General features: G+C 50.4%; 19 protein-coding genes and 1 other annotated feature. Of the genes, 5 read left to right on the top strand and 14 right to left on the bottom strand.

Features of this window, described 5'->3' with window-relative positions; all coding sequences use genetic code 11:
* Window positions 1-7 precede the first annotated feature (7 nt).
* Both ACYVUT_RS08275 and ACYVUT_RS08280 read left to right on the top strand, forming a co-directional pair.
* Window positions 8-790, top strand: a complete 783-nt coding sequence (locus ACYVUT_RS08275; RefSeq protein ID WP_484500902.1) for an FAD:protein FMN transferase — start codon at window positions 8-10, stop codon at window positions 788-790.
* Window positions 774-2,054, top strand: a complete 1,281-nt coding sequence (locus ACYVUT_RS08280; protein WP_484501833.1) for a ferric reductase-like transmembrane domain-containing protein — start codon at window positions 774-776, stop codon at window positions 2,052-2,054. Before ACYVUT_RS08275 ends, ACYVUT_RS08280 begins: the two co-directional genes overlap by 17 nt.
* 52 nt (window positions 2,055-2,106) lie before the next feature.
* On the opposite strand, the gene ACYVUT_RS08285 is transcribed toward ACYVUT_RS08280, so the two are convergent.
* From ACYVUT_RS08285 to rplJ, 3 genes are all read right to left on the bottom strand, one after another.
* The gene (locus ACYVUT_RS08285) at window positions 2,107-3,732 is read right to left on the bottom strand and encodes a peptide ABC transporter substrate-binding protein (RefSeq protein ID WP_484501834.1); all 1,626 of its coding nucleotides are present in this window, start codon (window positions 3,730-3,732) and stop codon (window positions 2,107-2,109) included.
* 311 nt (window positions 3,733-4,043) lie between these two features.
* Complete coding sequence (rplL, locus tag ACYVUT_RS08290) at window positions 4,044-4,409, bottom strand: 50S ribosomal protein L7/L12 (protein WP_439775797.1); 366 nt, start codon at window positions 4,407-4,409, stop codon at window positions 4,044-4,046.
* Window positions 4,410-4,461: 52 nt separating this feature from the next.
* On the bottom strand, window positions 4,462-4,971 hold the full coding sequence (gene rplJ, locus ACYVUT_RS08295; RefSeq protein ID WP_439775796.1) for a 50S ribosomal protein L10: 510 nt from the start codon (window positions 4,969-4,971) through the stop codon (window positions 4,462-4,464).
* A 33-nt stretch (window positions 4,972-5,004) separates the two neighbouring features.
* Window positions 5,005-5,134 (bottom strand) — a sequence feature (ribosomal protein L10 leader region).
* A gap of 97 nt (window positions 5,135-5,231) precedes the next feature.
* Here rplJ and ACYVUT_RS08300 point away from each other — a divergent pair.
* Both ACYVUT_RS08300 and ACYVUT_RS08305 read left to right on the top strand, forming a co-directional pair.
* Complete coding sequence (locus ACYVUT_RS08300; RefSeq protein WP_439775795.1) at window positions 5,232-5,633, top strand: hypothetical protein; 402 nt, start codon at window positions 5,232-5,234, stop codon at window positions 5,631-5,633.
* Between the two features lie 223 nt (window positions 5,634-5,856).
* Complete coding sequence (locus ACYVUT_RS08305; protein WP_484501835.1) at window positions 5,857-7,107, top strand: ammonium transporter; 1,251 nt, start codon at window positions 5,857-5,859, stop codon at window positions 7,105-7,107.
* A gap of 141 nt (window positions 7,108-7,248) precedes the next feature.
* Here ACYVUT_RS08305 and ACYVUT_RS08310 read toward each other — a convergent pair whose 3' ends face one another.
* The 6 genes from ACYVUT_RS08310 to rpmG form a co-directional block, all read right to left on the bottom strand.
* Window positions 7,249-8,253, bottom strand: a complete 1,005-nt coding sequence (locus ACYVUT_RS08310) for a glycosyltransferase family 2 protein (RefSeq protein ID WP_484501836.1) — start codon at window positions 8,251-8,253, stop codon at window positions 7,249-7,251.
* Between the two features lie 164 nt (window positions 8,254-8,417).
* Window positions 8,418-9,113: a 50S ribosomal protein L1 gene (gene rplA, locus ACYVUT_RS08315; RefSeq protein ID WP_050890514.1), complete on the bottom strand. Its 696-nt coding sequence runs from the start codon at window positions 9,111-9,113 to the stop codon at window positions 8,418-8,420.
* A gap of 83 nt (window positions 9,114-9,196) precedes the next feature.
* On the bottom strand, window positions 9,197-9,622 hold the full coding sequence (gene rplK / locus ACYVUT_RS08320) for a 50S ribosomal protein L11 (RefSeq protein ID WP_002876501.1): 426 nt from the start codon (window positions 9,620-9,622) through the stop codon (window positions 9,197-9,199).
* Between the two features lie 123 nt (window positions 9,623-9,745).
* Complete coding sequence (nusG, locus tag ACYVUT_RS08325; protein ID WP_484498942.1) at window positions 9,746-10,300, bottom strand: transcription termination/antitermination protein NusG; 555 nt, start codon at window positions 10,298-10,300, stop codon at window positions 9,746-9,748.
* A 91-nt stretch (window positions 10,301-10,391) separates the two neighbouring features.
* The gene (gene secE / locus ACYVUT_RS08330) at window positions 10,392-10,562 is read right to left on the bottom strand and encodes a preprotein translocase subunit SecE (RefSeq protein WP_270449140.1); all 171 of its coding nucleotides are present in this window, start codon (window positions 10,560-10,562) and stop codon (window positions 10,392-10,394) included.
* 6 nt (window positions 10,563-10,568) lie between these two features.
* On the bottom strand, window positions 10,569-10,718 hold the full coding sequence (rpmG, locus tag ACYVUT_RS08335) for a 50S ribosomal protein L33 (RefSeq protein ID WP_270449142.1): 150 nt from the start codon (window positions 10,716-10,718) through the stop codon (window positions 10,569-10,571).
* A gap of 162 nt (window positions 10,719-10,880) precedes the next feature.
* On the opposite strand from rpmG, the gene ACYVUT_RS08340 reads away from it, so the two are divergent.
* Window positions 10,881-12,632 carry a 1-deoxy-D-xylulose-5-phosphate synthase gene (locus ACYVUT_RS08340; protein ID WP_484500611.1) on the top strand — a complete coding sequence of 584 codons (1,752 nt, stop codon included), beginning with the start codon at window positions 10,881-10,883 and terminating at the stop codon, window positions 12,630-12,632.
* A gap of 102 nt (window positions 12,633-12,734) precedes the next feature.
* Here ACYVUT_RS08340 and ACYVUT_RS08345 read toward each other — a convergent pair whose 3' ends face one another.
* From ACYVUT_RS08345 to cysS, 5 genes are all read right to left on the bottom strand, one after another.
* On the bottom strand, window positions 12,735-12,950 hold the full coding sequence (locus ACYVUT_RS08345; protein WP_270449146.1) for a P8 family protein: 216 nt from the start codon (window positions 12,948-12,950) through the stop codon (window positions 12,735-12,737).
* 66 nt (window positions 12,951-13,016) lie between these two features.
* A complete protein-coding gene (locus ACYVUT_RS08350) occupies window positions 13,017-13,586 on the bottom strand; it encodes a sigma-70 RNA polymerase sigma factor region 4 domain-containing protein (RefSeq protein ID WP_484500612.1) in 570 nt (189 codons plus the stop codon).
* A 111-nt stretch (window positions 13,587-13,697) separates the two neighbouring features.
* On the bottom strand, window positions 13,698-14,447 hold the full coding sequence (gene rlmB, locus ACYVUT_RS08355) for a 23S rRNA (guanosine(2251)-2'-O)-methyltransferase RlmB (protein ID WP_439775471.1): 750 nt from the start codon (window positions 14,445-14,447) through the stop codon (window positions 13,698-13,700).
* The gene (locus ACYVUT_RS08360) at window positions 14,434-14,877 is read right to left on the bottom strand and encodes a Mini-ribonuclease 3 (RefSeq protein ID WP_484500613.1); all 444 of its coding nucleotides are present in this window, start codon (window positions 14,875-14,877) and stop codon (window positions 14,434-14,436) included. Before ACYVUT_RS08360 ends, rlmB begins: the two co-directional genes overlap by 14 nt.
* A complete protein-coding gene (cysS, locus tag ACYVUT_RS08365; protein WP_484500614.1) occupies window positions 14,870-16,294 on the bottom strand; it encodes a cysteine--tRNA ligase in 1,425 nt (474 codons plus the stop codon). The genes ACYVUT_RS08360 and cysS overlap by 8 nt, the downstream gene beginning before the upstream one ends.
* Between the last annotated feature and the right edge of the window lie 100 nt (window positions 16,295-16,394).

A 16,394-nucleotide genomic window follows, 5' to 3' on the forward strand; every position in this document is an offset into this window, starting at 1 on the left:
GGCGATCATGACTGTAACCTGCCTTAACCAAACAGTGGAAGCCATGACCATACCTTTCACTGTTTCCGTTGCTGTTCAAGGAGAGGCATCCCCGGACTTGACCCAGGCTTTTTCAAACTCCTGCAACAAAATTCATGCAGAATTAAAAAGAATCGAAGCTGATTTTTCCGCCTTTTTGCCGGACTCCTTAGTCAGCCGCTTTGCTGAAGGCGATGAAAGCATCCTCTTGGCCAATACTGAATTTCAAGAGGTCTACGCGGCTGCCCTTTTAGCTAAAGAAGAAACGGCTGGCGCCTTTGACCCTTATTTTGCCGGCAAATTCAACCCCACCGGCCTGGTCAAGGGCTGGGCAGTGGAAAAAATCTTTGCCTCCTGCCTTATGCCCCTGGCGGCTTTTCCCGAAGTCACCGGCCTTTGCATCAACGGCGGCGGGGACCTGCAGGCCTGGACCAAGGGGGACTTCCGCTGGAAAACCGGCATTGAGAACCCGGCCCAGCCCCGCCTGCTTTTAGCCATTTATGATTTGGCCAGCCAGGCCTTGGCAAGTTCGGGCTATGCCTACCGCGGCCAGCACGTGACATTAGCCGGACCTGCCGACCTCAGCCAGGTCACGGTTCTTGCCCCAGACTTAACTTTCGCGGACATCTGGGCGACAGCCGGCCTGGCCATGGGCGAAGACGCCTTTAAGGAGCAGATTGCCCAAAGAAGGCTCAGCGGCTTATACGCCAGAAAAGACGGCCAGCTGGCCCTGTTTACAGAAGGAGAACTTCAATATGTTCAAAAAGCATGACTACACCTTGGGCGTCTTATGGGCGGCGGCGATTTTTATCCTCCCTTTGCCCTTCATCCAGACCCTGGAAGCCGGCCTGCCGGCCATCTATTATCCGCAAAAGCTGCCCATCATGGCCGGGACCATCGCCTATGTCTGGCTGCTATTGGCCATTTACCTCTCTACTCGCCCGCGCTGGCTTGACCGCTTGATCGGCCTGCCAAAGGTCTACATGATCCATGGCATCATGAGCCTGGGCGCCATCCTTTTAGCCTGGCTGCATATGCAAGGGTCACCTTCAGCTGGCCTTATCAAGCAGACTGGCAATATCGCCTTCTACCTCTTCTTGGGCCTGGCGGTTTATTCCATGGTCTTCATGGCCGGCTGGCTGACCAAGCGGGTCCCATTTTTGGCAAAAATCAAGCAGGTCCTGGAGGAAAAAGTCTTCAAGCACGAGCTTTCCATTTGCCTGCACCGGCTAAACCTGCTGGCCGTCTTGCTGGTCTTTATCCACATCCAGCTGATCCCTTATATCCGGGCCATTACCCCCTTCATGGCCTGGATCTGGATTGCCACTGTCTTCGTTTTTGCCAGCTATTTCATCAGCCTGGCCAAAAGCCGGGGAAAAAGCAACGCCGAACTCCTTGACAGCCGCTTGATCGCTGACAATGTCCTGGAACTGACTTTAAAGACTGACCAGAATTTGACTAGCTTTGAACCAGGCGACTTCGTCTTCCTCTCCTTTCCAGAAGAAAAAGGCCTGGAAGAACCCCACCCCTTCTCCTTCGTCAACCTCCCTAAAGAAGAGAAACAGGTTGTGCTGGCCATCAGAGGCGACGGGGACTTCACCAGACAATTGCAAGAGCTCAAGCCACCAGTCAGAGCCCGCCTCAGTCCCAACTTTGGCCGCTACCAGGAAGCCATTGCCGAAGCCAAGCCGGACCAGCTCTTGCTGATCGCTGGCGGGATCGGGGTTGTCCCCCTCTTGTCGGTGATTGACGGCAATCCAGACTTGCCCACTAAAGTTTTTTACAATGCCCATACCAAGGAATCCTTGATCTATGAGGAAAAATTCTACTACTGGAACAGCCGGGAAAATTTCCAGAGCCGCTGCCAGGTAGGCCGCTTTAAAGACGAGGAAATTTTGGATTCCCTGCCTGAAGATTTTTCAGGCCTCCAGGTTCTAATCGGCGGTCCCCAGGTCATGGCCGACCACTGGATCAAGCTTTTAAAAGAAGCGGGCCTGCCTGCTGGGCAGATCTATTATGAAGAATTCGACTGGTAGAAAATAAACCAAACAAAAAGTGAGACCAAGCGGTCTCACTTTTTCTATGTGCTTAATTAGCGATGTAGGCGTACTTGAAGTTGTAGCAGACACCGGCACTGTTGTAGATAATGCCCTTGACCTTGCTCTTGATCATCCAGGCCTTGTTGGCTTGAGTCAGCGGAGTTACCCCCTGGTTGACCATCAAGACGTTTTCAGCCTTGGCCAAAAGCTTCATGCGGGCTGTCCCGGAGCTGGTCTTAGATGCCGCGATCAGCTTGTCGTATTCCTTGTTGCTCCACTTGCCGTAATTGTAGGAGTTACCGGTCGTCTCACAGTCAAGGAAGGAGATCGGGTCAGCGTAGTCGGCAATCCAGCCGGACAGGGTGCATTCAAAGTTGCCGGCCAGGACCCGGTTGAGCTTGGTCTTGGAAGGGATGCTCTGCACCTTGACGCTGATCTTGGAGCCAAAGGCCGTCTCCAGCTGGCTTTGGACAAATTCAGCCAGTTTCTTGGAAGTATCATCGTCAGAAGCTAACAGAGTGAAGGACAGTTTGCTCAAGCCCTCTTCCTTCAAGCCCTTTTCAAAGTACTGCTTGGCCAGCTTTTTATTGTAGCTGGTGTACTTTTTAGCTTCGCTGCTTTCTGCTACCTTGGTGAAATCCTCGCCACTAACAGTGGTCAAGCCGCTGGAAGTAAAGGTCGTCGCTGCCTTGTAGGTGGCCCCTAAAGTCTTGGACAGGCTGGAGCGGTTGATGGCCATGGAAATCCCCCGGCGGAGGTTGGTGCTGGCAAACTTGCTGTACTTCTTCAAGTTGAACTGGAGGTACTGGGTGTTGGCCACTTTTCTGATCGTGTAGCCCTTGGACTTGGTCAATTGCTTGGAAGCCTGAGCGTCCAAGATGGTCCCGTCCAATTTTCCTGCCTGGTAGAGGTTGTAGGCTGTTGACGGGGACTTTTGAACAGAGTAGTTGATCTGGGTCAGCTTGACATTCTTCTTATCCCAGTAGTACTTGTTTTTGACCAGCTTCCAAGAGAGGTTAGAGCCAGACCAGCCCTTGTGAACGAATGGGCCGTTGTAGACCATGTATTTAGAAGCGGTCCCGTACTTGGATCCGTACTTCTTGACTGCTTGTTCATTTTGCGGGAAGAAAAGCGGGAAGGCCATCAAGAGCTTGAAGTATGGGATCTTCCGCTCTAAATTAACGACCAGCTTGTACTTGCCCACGGCTTTGATGCCAAGGGTGGAAGCTTTTTTCTTACCGGCCACGATCGCGTCAGCGTTTTTGATCCCAGAAAAAAGATAGGAGTATTCTGACGCGGTCTTCGGGTCAACCGTCCGCTTCCAGGAGTAGACAAAGTCCTTGGCGGTCAGGGCCTGGCCGTTGGACCATTTAGCATTCTTGCGGATATTGAAGGTCCAGGTCTTGCCGTCTTTAGAAACGGTTGACTTGGTTGCCAGGGCGTTTTTAACCTTGGCATTGTTGCCCAGGGTGTAAAGGCCCTCCATGACTTGGTTGACCTGGTTGAAAGAAACGTCGTCCATGATCTTGGACACGTCAATGGTGGACAGTTCCGCCTCTTCCATCCAGTTCAGCTTTTGATTGGCCGCGGTCTTGCTGGAACTCGTCCCGCAGGCAGCCAAAAGTGTTGACGTCATGACGGCCAAGCCGCCCAGGATAATTTTGCTCTTTTTCATGTTTTTTGCCTCAAATCAAACCAGACTGGTTCATGGGCACGCGATGAACCAGCACTACTGCCATTATTCCTAAACCTGCATGTCGCCTGTAGTTTCTCTCCTGATTCATCGCTTGTCACGCTCCTTTTATTGAGGTATAAATTAAGTTTTAAGTTATTTTTCATTCTATCAGTTAGAACGGAAAATGCAAGCATCTTTTTGTGAAAAAACAATTTTTAAGCAAAAAAGGCTGAAATAAAGCAAACAAAAAACGCGCCTGTGGATGTCCACAAACGCGTTCTTCGTTAATAATTAATGCCCGAGGGCCGTAATTATTTAAGGGTAACAGTTGCGCCAACTTCTTCAAGCTTAGCCTTAAGTTCGTTAGCTTCGTCTTCTGACAAGCCTTCCTTAAGAACAACTGGAGCACCGTCAACAGTCTTCTTAGCGTCCAGCAAGCTTGCGCCAGTAACTTCCTTAACGATCTTGATAACCTTAACCTTTTCAGTACCTGCTGAAGTCAATTCAACGTCGAAGCTTGACTTAGCTTCTTCAGCAGCACCAGCGGCACCAGCAGCAGCTACAGGAGCAGCAGCAGTAACGCCGAATTCTTCTTCGATAGCGTGTACCAGGTCGTTCAATTCAAGAATTGAAGCACCCTTCAATTGTTCAATGATGTTAGCAGTATCCAAAGCCATTGTAATATCCTCCGAAAATATGGAATTTAATATCTAGTTTAAAATGACCAGACTATTCAGCTGATTCTTCCTTTGATTCAGCGACAGCCTTAACAACGTATGCAAAGTTGCGTACAGGTGCTTGCAATACAGAAAGAAGCATTGAAAGCAGACCTTCGCGATTTGGAATTGCAGCCAGTTCTTCGACTTGTTCCTTGGTAGCAACTTGACCTTCAAGTGCACCACCCTTAATTTCAACAACGTCGAACTTCTTAGCGTAGTCAGCAGCGATCCGGGCAGGTGCAGTAACGTTGTCTTCATCATCAGTGTAGATCACAGCTGATGGGCCAACGAATACAGGTGCCAAATCTTCCAAGCCGGCTTGAGCAGCAGCACGACGAAGGTAAGTGTTCTTGACAACCTTCATCTTGGCGTTGCTTTCACGCAATTCTGCACGGAACGCAGTAACTTCGTCAACAGTCAAACCAAGGTAGTTGATAACTACGATGGACTTAGCTGACTTAAGTTCTTCTGCAAATTCTTCAACGAATTTAGCCTTAGCAGCGATAATAGCTTGACTCAAAATTATTCACCTCCATAAAATTTTGTAAAATTCTACAAGGCCTAAAAAACTCCATGCCAAGAAAGACATGGAGAGTTTAATAATCTTCATTATCTTCTGGCCTCGGCGGGATTGTATTGAGGCTTTACGCCACCCACGTCTTAGGTTAGAAATTTACTTTATCTAGATTACCATCTGAAACAAGATCTGTCAAACCTTTTTCGCCACTTTTTGTAAAAATCTGCTAAAATCTACTGTAATGACTTTTAGGAGGTACAATTTTGAAGAGTAAACTGATCGACATTTTCTACTTCTTCTTAGCCGGCATTTCCGGCACCCTGGCTGTCTTCAGCATGTTCAAGGACCATTCCGCCGCCAGCATCGCTTTAGACGTCTTATTCCTCATCATCAGCGCCTACTTCATTGTCCGCGGCTTCCTGGACATCGAATCTGAAAACAAGAAGCTGAGCAGGAACTGGCAGATCCTCTCCTGGATCGCCTGGTGTCTGCTCCTCTTGGGCGTCATTTTGACCTTGACTGGCTATAAGCTAGGCATTAACGGCCTGGGCTGGGGTGGCTTCATCCTCTTCTTGCTCTGCTCATTCATCGTGCCTGAACAAGCCAACGACAAGAACTTCCACGTCAAGCGCCGGGACGAGACCGGTTTTGATGATAAAAATTAAGTCTGTTTTTTAGTATTTTTTAACAAAATAAACTAGCAAACGCTTGCAGCCTGCCTTTTGAAAAAGCAGGCTCTTTTTTTGCCCCTTTTTCAAACTTTTTCAGTATATTTCTTCTCTTTCTAAATTGGTCTAGAGTTTTATAAAAAGAATCTTCATGGTATAACTAAGAACATAAATCTTAGCAAGCAATTGGTATAGAAATAGAAGCAGAAAGGAAAAAAGGATGAACACAGCAAACACCGTCTTCTTAATTATAGCCGCCGTCCTGGTCTTGATGATGACCCCGGGCCTGGCCTTTTTCTACGGGGGCCTGGTCTCCAAGAAAAACGTGGTCAACACCATGCTCTCGGTCTTCATCATCTGTGCTTTAGCCATCGTCTTGTTCGTGGCCTTCGGCTATGAGCTTTGCTTCAACGGCAACGTAGCCGGGATTTTTGGCAAAGTCCAGCACTTCTTCCTCTCCGGCAGCGACTTGACCAAGGTTGTTTTAAAAGACCAGGGAATTACAGCAGCCAGCTACCTGCTCTTTGAAATGATGTTTGCCATCATCACCCCTGCCCTCTTCGTCGGGGCCACGGTGGGCCGGATGCGGTTCAACTTTCTTTTGGTCTTTGTCTTCTTCTGGTCCATCCTGGTCTACTACCCTCTGGTCCACATGGTCTGGGGCAATGGCGGGCTTTTGGCCGGCTGGGGGATCCTGGACTTTGCCGGCGGCACGGTCGTTCACATCAACGCCGGCATCACTGCCCTGGTCTTGTCCATCTTCTTAGGGCCCCGCTACCAAAAGCAGACCCGTCCTTACAGCCTGCCTTGGGTCCTTTTGGGGACTGCCATCCTCTGGCTGGGCTGGTACGGCTTCAATGCCGGCAGTGCCTTCGGCATGAACCAAACGGCTTTGACGGCCTGCTTAACCAGCACGGTTGCCGCAGCAGCTTCCATGATGACCTGGCTTTTGCTGGAAGAAGCCTTCAGCGGCAAGGCCAGCCTGGACGGGATCTGCACCGGTACACTCTGCGGGTTAGTCGGCATCACGCCAGGGGCTGGCTATGAAACCTGCGCCGGTGCCCTCTTTACCGGCATCCTCTGCAGTCTGGCCAGCTACTTCTTTATCAGCCAGGTCAAGGGGCGGCTCAGCTTTGACGATCCCCTGGATGCCTTTGGCTGCCACGGGGTCTCCGGCATCGTCGGTTCTTTGACTGTCGGCCTCTTTGCCAGTCAAAAAGTTGACCCGCAGATTTCCACTAGTGGCCTCTTCTATGGCGGCAGCTGGGAACTCTTAACTAAGCAGGCAGCCGGCACCCTCTTCACCATCGTCTTTACTCTCTTGATGGTCAGCTTGATTACCGTGGTCTTGAAGCGCTTCGTCAACATGCGGGTCTCCGCCCGTGACGAAGAAGTCGGCCTGGACCTCAGCGAGCACGGGGAATTCGCCGACTGCCAGATCAGCGAAAGCCAGGCTATCTTTGGCAAGTAGCAGCATTTTTCTCAATATCCTATTCATCAAATCATTTCACTTTTATCTTATCCACATCTTTTACCCTATCATCAAATCAAAAAAGCTTTGGCAAACAAACTGCCAAAGCTTTTTCTTCGTTTTACATGCTTTGTTTTTTGACTAGTTAAAGGAATACAGCCGCTGCAGGAGCAAGTAGGCCCCGCTGACCATCTGCCGCATAGGCAGGACGTCCCTTGAGACAAAATGGCCTACCAGCCGGCGTTTAAAGGACTTGTAGGTCTCCAGGTCATAAGTCTTCAAGAACTGCCAGAGCTCGTCTTTTTTGGCAATATACTCCTTCTTCTTGCCCCGGATCAAGATAACGCTGGTTACGCCCGTGACGGCCTCTAAGAAGTACTTCATGTATCTGGCATAAGGCGCCCGCTTGTTGACCTGGGAAGCGTAGAAGACGATCAGCTGCTTGTTGATCAAGATCTGCTGGTCAATCTTCTTCAGCATCACCTTTTCATTGACTGACTGGTCGTCTCTGCCGATAAAGTAGTGGTAGAGGTTGACCGGCAGGTAGCGCATGGTCTGCACCTCTACCATGGGCTCAAAGACAAAGATGTTATCATCATATGATACCTTAGTTGGCAGGGTTACCTTAGCCCGCTCCAGGACTTTCCGGTTGTAGATGACGGAGTGGAGCATAAAGTACTGGCCCATCCGCAACTTGACCTCATCCCAGGAGAAGGTCCGCCCGACCGGCAGATGCGGGAACTTGATTACCCGCTGGCGGCCAACGGCCGGCTTGTCATAGACATAGTTGGCCAAAAAGAGGTCGACTTCTGGATTCTGTTCCAGGTAATCCAGCACCTCTTGATAGGCCTCCTGGTCCAGCCAGTCGTCGCTGTCGACGATCTTGACGTACTTGCCCTTGGCCAGGCGCAGGCCGTGGTTGATGGCCCCGCCGTGGCCAGCATTTTTCTGGTGGACGACTTCCAGGTCCAGGTTTAAGTATTTAGCTTGGTAGTCATCTAGCATCCGGCCGGTTTCATCAGTTGACCCATCGTCAACCAGGATGATCTGCACCCGGTCACCGCCCGGCAAAAGGGAGTCGACGCAACGGTTTAAGTATTCAGCTGAGTTGTAGTAGGGAACGATAAGAGTTAATAATTTTTCCACCTTGATACACTTCTTTCAGTTCGGCTATTTGTCCCCTACTAGTATAGCAAGATTTCTTAAAAGAAAGCCTTTTCCAGCACTAAAATTTTCTTAAAGCAAGATTAGGGCAAAGAAAAACTCCCCGCCAAAAGGCGAGGAGCTTAATTAGCTTAACTTAGGGATAATTAGGCCATCAAAGCGATTGGGTCCAACTTGATCCCAGGGCCAAAGGTTGCGGCAACTGCGCAGCTCTTGATGTATTGACCCTTAGCTGAAGCTGGCTTTGCACGCAGAATAGCGTTTTGCAAAGCGCGGAAGTTTTCAGTCAATTGTTCTTCAGTGAATGAAACCTTGCCGATAGCAGCGTGGATTGAAGCTTGACGGTCGACACGGTATTCTACTTGACCAGCCTTAACGTTTTGAACAGCCTTGGCAGTGTCCATAGTAACAGTACCAGTCTTAGGGTTTGGCATCAAGCCCTTAGGCCCAAGCACACGACCCAAACGACCAACCTTAGCCATCATCATTGGAGTAGCGATGACAACGTCGAAGTCCAGGTAACCGTTTTGAACCTTTTCTACCAGGTCGTCTGCGCCGACTTCGTCAGCACCGGCAGCCTTGGCTGCTTCAGCTTGTGGGCCTTCAGCAAATACGATAACCTTTACAGACTTACCAGTACCGTTTGGCAAAACGATTGAGCCACGGATTTGTTGGTCAGCTTGCTTAGGGTCAACGCTCAGGTTGTAAGATACTTCTACGGAAGCGTCAAAGTTAGCGTATGAAGTTTCCTTAACCAGCTTGATAGCGTCTTCTACTGAGTACAACTTGTTGCTGTCAACCTTCTTGGCAGCTTCTACGTATTTCTTACCATGCTTTGGCATGAAAAATCCTCCTTGTATGTGTGGTCAAACGAGCTTTCTCTTTGCTCTCCCACCTGACTTGTTAATTGGTAAAAATTAACAAATTAGTCCTTTACTTCGATACCCATACTTCTAGCAGTACCTTCAACCATGCGCATAGCAGCTTCGATTGAGGCAGCGTTAAGGTCCTTCATCTTAGTTTCAGCGATTTCCTTAACTTGAGCAGTGGTTACTGAACCAACCTTGTTCTTGTTAGGTTCGCCTGAAGCCTTTTGAATGCCAGCAGCTTGCTTCAACAAGACTGGTGCTGGAGGAGTCTTAGTTACGAAGTCGAATGAACGGTCTTCGTAAACAGTGATGACTACAGGGATGATCATGCCCTTTTGGTCAGCAGTACGAGCATTGAAGTCCTTAGTAAAGCCAACAATGTTGATACCTGCTTGACCCAAAGCAGGACCTACTGGAGGTGCAGGGGTTGCAGCGCCAGCTGGAATTTGTAACTTAACAACGTTAATAACTTTCTTTGCCACGGTCAAAACCTCCTTGATTCCGTGATGCGGTTAAAATGGAGAGTTTCCACACTCTCCTCCCACAATAATAAAGTACGTTTAATATAGTACTCTGAAAAGCGGCAGAATGCAAGACTTTTTTCTTTAGTCTTCCATCTTCTTGACTTGGTCGAAGTCCAGTTCAGCCGTAGTAGCGTGGCCAAACATGTCGATGGTCAAGAAGAGCTTTTGCTTGTCATCCTGGATTTCAGCAATCTTGCCGACCATGCCGTTGAAGGCACCTTCGGTGATCATGACGTTTTCGCCAACTTCGTAGTCGTAGTCAACCTTTTCAGTTGCTTCGCCTTCTTGCATCTGCAGGATGGCTCTGACTTCTTCCTCATAAAGCGGGGAAGGCTTGGAACCACCGCCGTGGCTGCCAACGAAACCAGTAACGTTAGGAGTGTTCCGGACAACAAACCAGCTTTCGTCAGTCATGACCATTTCAACCAAAACGTAGCCAGGGAAGACCTTTTCGTTAACTTCTTCCTTCTTGCCGTGCACGTCTTCGATCTTTGGTTCTTGCGGAACGACAACCCGGAAGATGTAGTCCTGCATCCCCAGTGACTGGGCCCGGGACAGCAAGTCGGATCTAACCTTGTCTTCAAAACCAGAGTAAGTGTGCAGGACGTACCATTGCTTCTTGGCGGATTCTACCATAATTTCTTTAATCTCCTTTTTGGCAAACAAAAAAACCTCGCTAAAGAGGTTTTCCTAGAAACTAGCATGATTATAACATACTTTGTCGCTCTTACAGAACTAATTGAATCAATTTTGCAAAGGCCCAATCCAAGGCACCCAAGAAAATCGCGTAAAGCAGAGAGGTTACGACCACGTTCACCGTGTCGCGCCGGTTTTCCTTAGCACTTGGCCAATGAACCAGTTTCATTTCCTGACCAACGCTCTTAAAAAACTTAATCATCCCTGTCTACCTCGTTTCCTTGTGCAAAGTCTTCTTGCCGCAGTGCTTGCAAAACTTGTTCAGTTCCAAGCGCTTGGTGCGGTTGTTGTTTGCAGTGATTGAGTAGTTCCGTGACCCACAAACGCTGCAGGCCAAAGCTGCTTTCTTTACTGCCATAATATTCACCTTCAAACTTCATTTGATTTTAGCAAAAATCCGCCCTAAAAGCAACTATATATATGACCGACTTTGCCGGGCTTTATTTTCACATCTTAAGTGGTCCCTGTGTCATAATGGTACTATCGAAAATGCAACTGTTGTATTCCATGAGGAGAAAAAATGAATCAACACCCCGAATACCTGCTTAACAAGATCAAGTCTCCAGCTGACCTCAAGGTCCTGGACCTGGAAGAAATGAACCAGCTGGCTTCAGAAATCCGCCACTTGATCATCGAAAAAGACGCGGCAGTCGGCGGCCACCTGGGTCCTGACCTGGGGGTCGTGGAACTGACCATCGCCTACCACTACGTCTTTGACGCCCCTGGAGACAAGATCATCTGGGACGTCTCCCACCAGACCTACCCCCACAAGATGCTGACCGGCCGGGCTTATGCCTGGCTGGACCCGGAAGCTTACGGCAAGGTGACTCCTTACACCAACCCCGATGAAAGTCCCTACGACTACTACGCCGTTGGCCACACTTCTACCTCCATCTCTTTAGCCACCGGCATGGCCAAGGCCCGCGACCTTTTAGGCGGCAGCGAGCGGATCATGGCCGTCATCGGCGACGGCTCCTTGACCGGCGGGATGGCTTACGAAGGCTTAAACAACGCCGCGATGGAAAAGGGCAACCTGGTCATCGTCATCAATGACAACCAGTGGTCCATTGACAAAAATGTCGGCGGCTTGACCACGGCCCTAAAGAAGCTGAGAGACAGCCAAGGGAAGGATCCGGAAAATCCTTTTAAGGCCTTCGGCTTTGACTACCGCTATGTGGCTGACGGCAATGACCTGGAAAGCATGATTAATGCCTTCAGCGAAATCCGTGACGTCGACCATCCCCTGGTCTTGCACGTCAACACTTTAAAGGGCAAGGGCTATGAGCCAGCCGTCCAGGATGAAGAAAAGCACCACTGGGTCCGGCCCTTCAATTTAAGCGATGATTCGCCAAAAACCGTGGCCGCTGGCCCGACTCCAGCGGAAATTGCCGTTAAGACCGTGGCCAGCGCTATTGACGGCGGCCAGGAAAACATCATGGCCGTCACGGCCGCTATCCCTGGCGTCTTTGGCCTGGACTCCTTTAAAAAGTCTTACCCGGACCACTACCTGGACGTCGGGATCGCCGAGCAGGATTCCGTGGCCTTCGCGGCTGGCTTTGCCAAGGCTGGCGGTCGGCCGGTCCTTTTTGAAAACTCCACCTTCCTGCAGCGGGCCTTTGACCAGCTCAGCCATGACGTGGCCGCCAACAACTTGCCAGTCGTCATGATCGTGGCTGGCGGCGGGATCCAGGCCAACTCCAAGACCCACGTGGGCGTCTTTGACCAGGTCATGGTCAGCAACCTGCCCAACTGGAAGTACCTGGCCCCGACCAGCTTGACTGAAGAAGCAGCCATGATCAACTGGGCCTTGAAGCAAAAAGACAGCCCCGTAGCTATCAAGCTCCCGGTCCGGCCAGTTCCAGCCGGCGGTGCCGTTTTAGAAGGCTACCGGCACATCCACTACCAAAAGCGGCGGACCGGGCAAAAAATTGCCATCCTGGCTTTGGGCGACATGCAGGAATTAGGCAGCCAAGTTGCTGAAGAACTTGACGCTGCCCTCTACAATCCTTTGTCAGCCAACATTTTAGATACTGACTGCCTGGACCACTTAGCCCGCCACTACCAGGCCGTAGTTACTTTAGAAAACAACATCCTGGACGGGGGCTTCGGACAAAAAGTGGCCGGCTATTTAGCTGACCGGCCGATTTTGGTCAAGAATTTTGGCGAAAAGCGGGAATACACCGATGTTGACCAAAGCTACGACCAGATCCTGGTTCACAACCAATTGACGGCTGAGCAAATCGTTGCCAGCGTCAAACAATTATTTAACTAAGACGATTTCAAAGCAGAAAAAAACGGCGACTCGTAGAGCCGCCGTTTTTCGCCCCTTCCCCTCCCTTATGGGAGACAAGAGGTCAGGAATGTAGGGAAAAGATTATTTCTTAAGGTGTTCGTTGACAAAAGCGATGATCTTGTCGTCAGAGTCGCTCATGAATGGAAGCATGGCTTCCTCAGTCTTGTCGGTGTTGTGGCCGTTTGACTCCATGAAGTAGTCCCAGAGGGCATCTCTTACAGGAGTGTCTGAGTCACTCCAGTCAAAAACTTCTTTCATTGAACGGTCCAGCAAAGCTGTCTTTACAATTTCTGACATTTTGATTACCTCCTAAACAATTTTTTCATCCTACACCTATATTATAATCCGAATTGGCTAAAAAGTTTATGCCCCAACCCGCAATTTTAGCTTGATTTTTTCCTTCACCCGGTATTTGGCCCGCATGAGCCCCATCTCGCTGACCTGGTACTGGCGCTTGATCTCCCCGGCCTGCTTATAGCCGAGCTCCAGGAGCAATTCTTCTAGCTCCAGCATGCTCAAAGACTCAACCAGGTCCCGCCAGTCCAAGACCGGCGCGGGTGGATCCGCGATCAGGCAGGAAGCCTGCTCAAGTTCGCCAGCTACGTCTTCCCAGTAGACCTGGTCACTGATAGACAGGCGCTTTTTCCGCTTGCCCCGTCTGATCAAGTTGACAGCCCGGTTGTGCAGGCTGACCTTGTAAAAGCCGACAAATGGCTTCTCTTGCGTCAGATCAAAGCGCTTGGCCGTCTTATAGCAGAGGATCAAGGCCTCTTGCTCCCAGTCCTGGCTGTCATATAGCTCCACAAAATACTGCTTGATGGTGCCGCCGATCACTGGCAGGCAGCTGTAATACAATTCTTTAAGGGCCTGCTCATCATCCTCTTTTTGAATCCGGCTGATCAGCAGGCGCTCTCTTTCCTTTGTCAATCCCATAATAAAAAGCCCTTTCATTCTGTTTGCCCACAGAATAAAGGACTTTTTCATTTGACAGAATCGAACCATTGTTTGATTCTATCACTTTTCGCAAACTGTAAACGATTTGCCTTACAAAGGGTGGCGGCTGTTAAAGGCCTGGTAGAGCAAAACCCCGGTTGCCACTGAAGCGTTAAGGGATTGGACGTGGCCAATCATCGGGATGGTCAAGGTCTGGTCCATTTGCTTAAGAAGAAGCGGGGAAATCCCCTTGCCTTCATTGCCGATGACTAAAACGGTCTTACCATTAGCATTCCACTTCCGGTAGTCGTCACCTTCCATGGCCGTCCCGAAGATCCAGTAGCCCCGGTCCTTCAAGGCCTGGCAGGTTTGGACCAGGTTGTTCACCCGGGCAACTGGGACGTGGTCAATAGCCCCGGTGGAAGTCTTTGCCACCACGCTGGTCAGACCGCTAGCCCGGCGCTTAGGGATGATCACCCCGCTGACCCCGGTCGCGTCGGCGCTGCGGAGGATGGAGCCCAGGTTGTGCGGGTCTTCAATATTATCCAGCATAAGCAACAGCGGAGCATCTTCTTGGTCCAGTTTGTCCAAGAGCTGGTCAAAGTCGGCGTATTCAAAAGAGGCCACAGCCAAAACCAGGCCCTGGTGGTTTTCTCCGCCAGTCAGCTTGTCCAGCTTGTTTTTCGGCACCCGCTGGATGATCAAATGCTTCTTTTTAGCATAGCGGTAGACTTCTCTGGCAAAGTCCTCTTGAACCCCTTCTGCCAGGAAGACCTTGTTGATCTTTTCGCTGTCCTGGGTTTTCAAAAAGTCGATTCCGGCATGGCGGCCGAAGACAAAATCCTTGTTAGTTGAAGACATATTCCCTTGTCCCTTCACTTTCCACCTCATCAATGCACCAGGCAATCAATTCCTTGACTCTGGCATCTTCTCCGGCCAAATCCAGGTAGCCGAAAACGGCTTCAAAGCCGGTTGACATCTCATACGTGGCCAGGCTGGTGTTTTTGGCCTTGGTATGGGTCTTGGCGTTTCTGCCCCGCCGGTAGGCCTTTTCTTCTTCTTCGGTCAAAAAGCCGGTGTCCAGCATTTTGGCGATCAAGCCAGCCTGGGCCTTGGCTGAGACATAGTGAGTCGCTGCTCTTTGCAAGTTCTGCGGCTTCAGCATCCCGCCCTTGATCAAGTGCCGGCGGATGGCGGCTTCATAGATCCCGTCGCCTAAGTAGGCAAGAGTCTGCCCGCTCAAGGTATTGGGATCGATTTCCTTCTCAGTTAACTTCTGTACTTTATTCACGGCTCCACCTGGTTCCTTGCGGGGTATCCTTGAGGACTACCCCCATTTCTTTAAGCTGGTCTCTAAGTTCATCACTCTTGGCCCAGTCCTTGTTCTTTCTGGCTTCCGTCCGCTGAGCCACCAATTCTTCGATTACGGCGTCATCATCGCCGGCTTCCTTAGCCAGGAGCTTGTCGACATCCAGGCCAAAGACGCTGAGCCAGGCAGCTAATTTTTCAGCAAAAAGCTGCAGACTGTCCTTGTCGGCCTTTTCAGCGTTAGCATTGGAGTTGACGGCTGGCAGGGCTTCGTAGATGGCGGTCAAGGCGTTTTGCACGTTGAAGTCATCGTCCATGGCTGCTTCGAACTTGGCCGTGGTTTCAGCAAGCAGCTTTGCCAGGTCAGGGTCTGGCAAGCTTTCAGTTGCGTCAGCCAGGCGGTACTTGATCCCTTCCAGGGTGTTCTTGAAGCGGTCCAAAATGTTGGCGGCTTGGGCCAGATTTTCTTCAGAGTAGTTGATCTGGCTTCTATACTGGACGCTGGCCATAAAGAAGCGGAGGACCTGGGGGTCAACGGTCTTTAAGATATCGTGGACGGTCACGAAATTGTGCAGGGACTTGGACATTTTTTCCTCATCCTTACCCACGGTCACGAAGCCGTTGTGCAGCCAGTAGTTGACGAACTTCTTGCCCGTCTTGGCTTCACTTTGGGCAATTTCGTTTTCGTGGTGGGGGAATTCCAGGTCCTGCCCGCCCCCGTGGATGTCCAAGGTGTCGCCTAAGTACTTGGTGGACATGACTGAGCATTCAATGTGCCAGCCAGGCCGGCCCTTGCCCCATGGGGAGTCCCAGGCAATTTCGTCTGCCGCCTTCTGCCCCTTCCAGAGGGCAAAGTCGATTGGGTCTTCCTTGCGGTCTTGTTCTTCATCGTTTACGTGCTGGGAGGCCCCTTCTTCCAGCTGGTCGATGTTCTGGTCGCTGAGGCGGCCGTAGTCAGCGAACTTTTTGGCCCGGTAGTAGACGTCCCCATCTGCTTCATAAGCGTAGCCCTTGTCGATCAAGGTCTGGATGAAGTCGATGATGGCTGGGATTTCATGGGTTGCCCGCGGGTGAAGAGTAGCTTCTTCGATGTTCAGGGCCCGGGTGTCTTCCAGGAAGGCCTTGATGTAGCGTTCTGCCAGTTCCGGCACGGTCGTGCCTTCTGCCCGGGCTTCGTTGATCATTTTGTCATCGACGTCGGTAAAGTTGGAAACGTAGTTGACCTTGTAGCCCTTGTATTCAAAGTAGCGGCGGATAGTGTCAAAAGCGATAGCGCTTCTGGCATTGCCGATGTGGATGTAGTTGTAGACCGTCGGCCCACAGACGTACATGCTGACCTGGCCGTCAACCAGGGGTTTGAATTCTTCTTTTTGCCTAGTTAAAGTGTTGAAAAGCTTCACGATATTTTCCTGCTTTCTTTTACAAGTTTTTCCTTACCTGCAATAATTCAGTACTTAACACTCTACATTTTAGCAAACTATCACGGCCCTTGGCGGCAAA

This window comes from Lactobacillus sp. WILCCON 0059 (assembly GCF_057197985.1).

Bases quoted from the DNA above. Each gene is read 5' to 3' on its own strand.
- ACYVUT_RS08275 (WP_484500902.1), top strand. From the start codon at position 8: ATGACTGTAACCTGCCTTAACCAAACAGTGGAAGCCATGACCATACCT.
- ACYVUT_RS08280 (WP_484501833.1), top strand. From the start codon at position 774: ATGTTCAAAAAGCATGACTACACCTTGGGCGTCTTATGGGCGGCGGCG.
- ACYVUT_RS08285 (WP_484501834.1), bottom strand. From the start codon at position 3,732: ATGAAAAAGAGCAAAATTATCCTGGGCGGCTTGGCCGTCATGACGTCA.
- rplL (WP_439775797.1), bottom strand. From the start codon at position 4,409: ATGGCTTTGGATACTGCTAACATCATTGAACAATTGAAGGGTGCTTCA.
- ACYVUT_RS08305 (WP_484501835.1), top strand. From the start codon at position 5,857: ATGAACACAGCAAACACCGTCTTCTTAATTATAGCCGCCGTCCTGGTC.
- rplA (WP_050890514.1), bottom strand. From the start codon at position 9,113: ATGCCAAAGCATGGTAAGAAATACGTAGAAGCTGCCAAGAAGGTTGAC.
- nusG (WP_484498942.1), bottom strand. From the start codon at position 10,300: ATGGTAGAATCCGCCAAGAAGCAATGGTACGTCCTGCACACTTACTCT.
- secE (WP_270449140.1), bottom strand. From the start codon at position 10,562: ATGATTAAGTTTTTTAAGAGCGTTGGTCAGGAAATGAAACTGGTTCAT.
- rpmG (WP_270449142.1), bottom strand. From the start codon at position 10,718: ATGGCAGTAAAGAAAGCAGCTTTGGCCTGCAGCGTTTGTGGGTCACGG.
- ACYVUT_RS08340 (WP_484500611.1), top strand. From the start codon at position 10,881: ATGAATCAACACCCCGAATACCTGCTTAACAAGATCAAGTCTCCAGCT.
- ACYVUT_RS08345 (WP_270449146.1), bottom strand. From the start codon at position 12,950: ATGTCAGAAATTGTAAAGACAGCTTTGCTGGACCGTTCAATGAAAGAA.
- ACYVUT_RS08350 (WP_484500612.1), bottom strand. From the start codon at position 13,586: ATGGGATTGACAAAGGAAAGAGAGCGCCTGCTGATCAGCCGGATTCAA.
- rlmB (WP_439775471.1), bottom strand. From the start codon at position 14,447: ATGTCTTCAACTAACAAGGATTTTGTCTTCGGCCGCCATGCCGGAATC.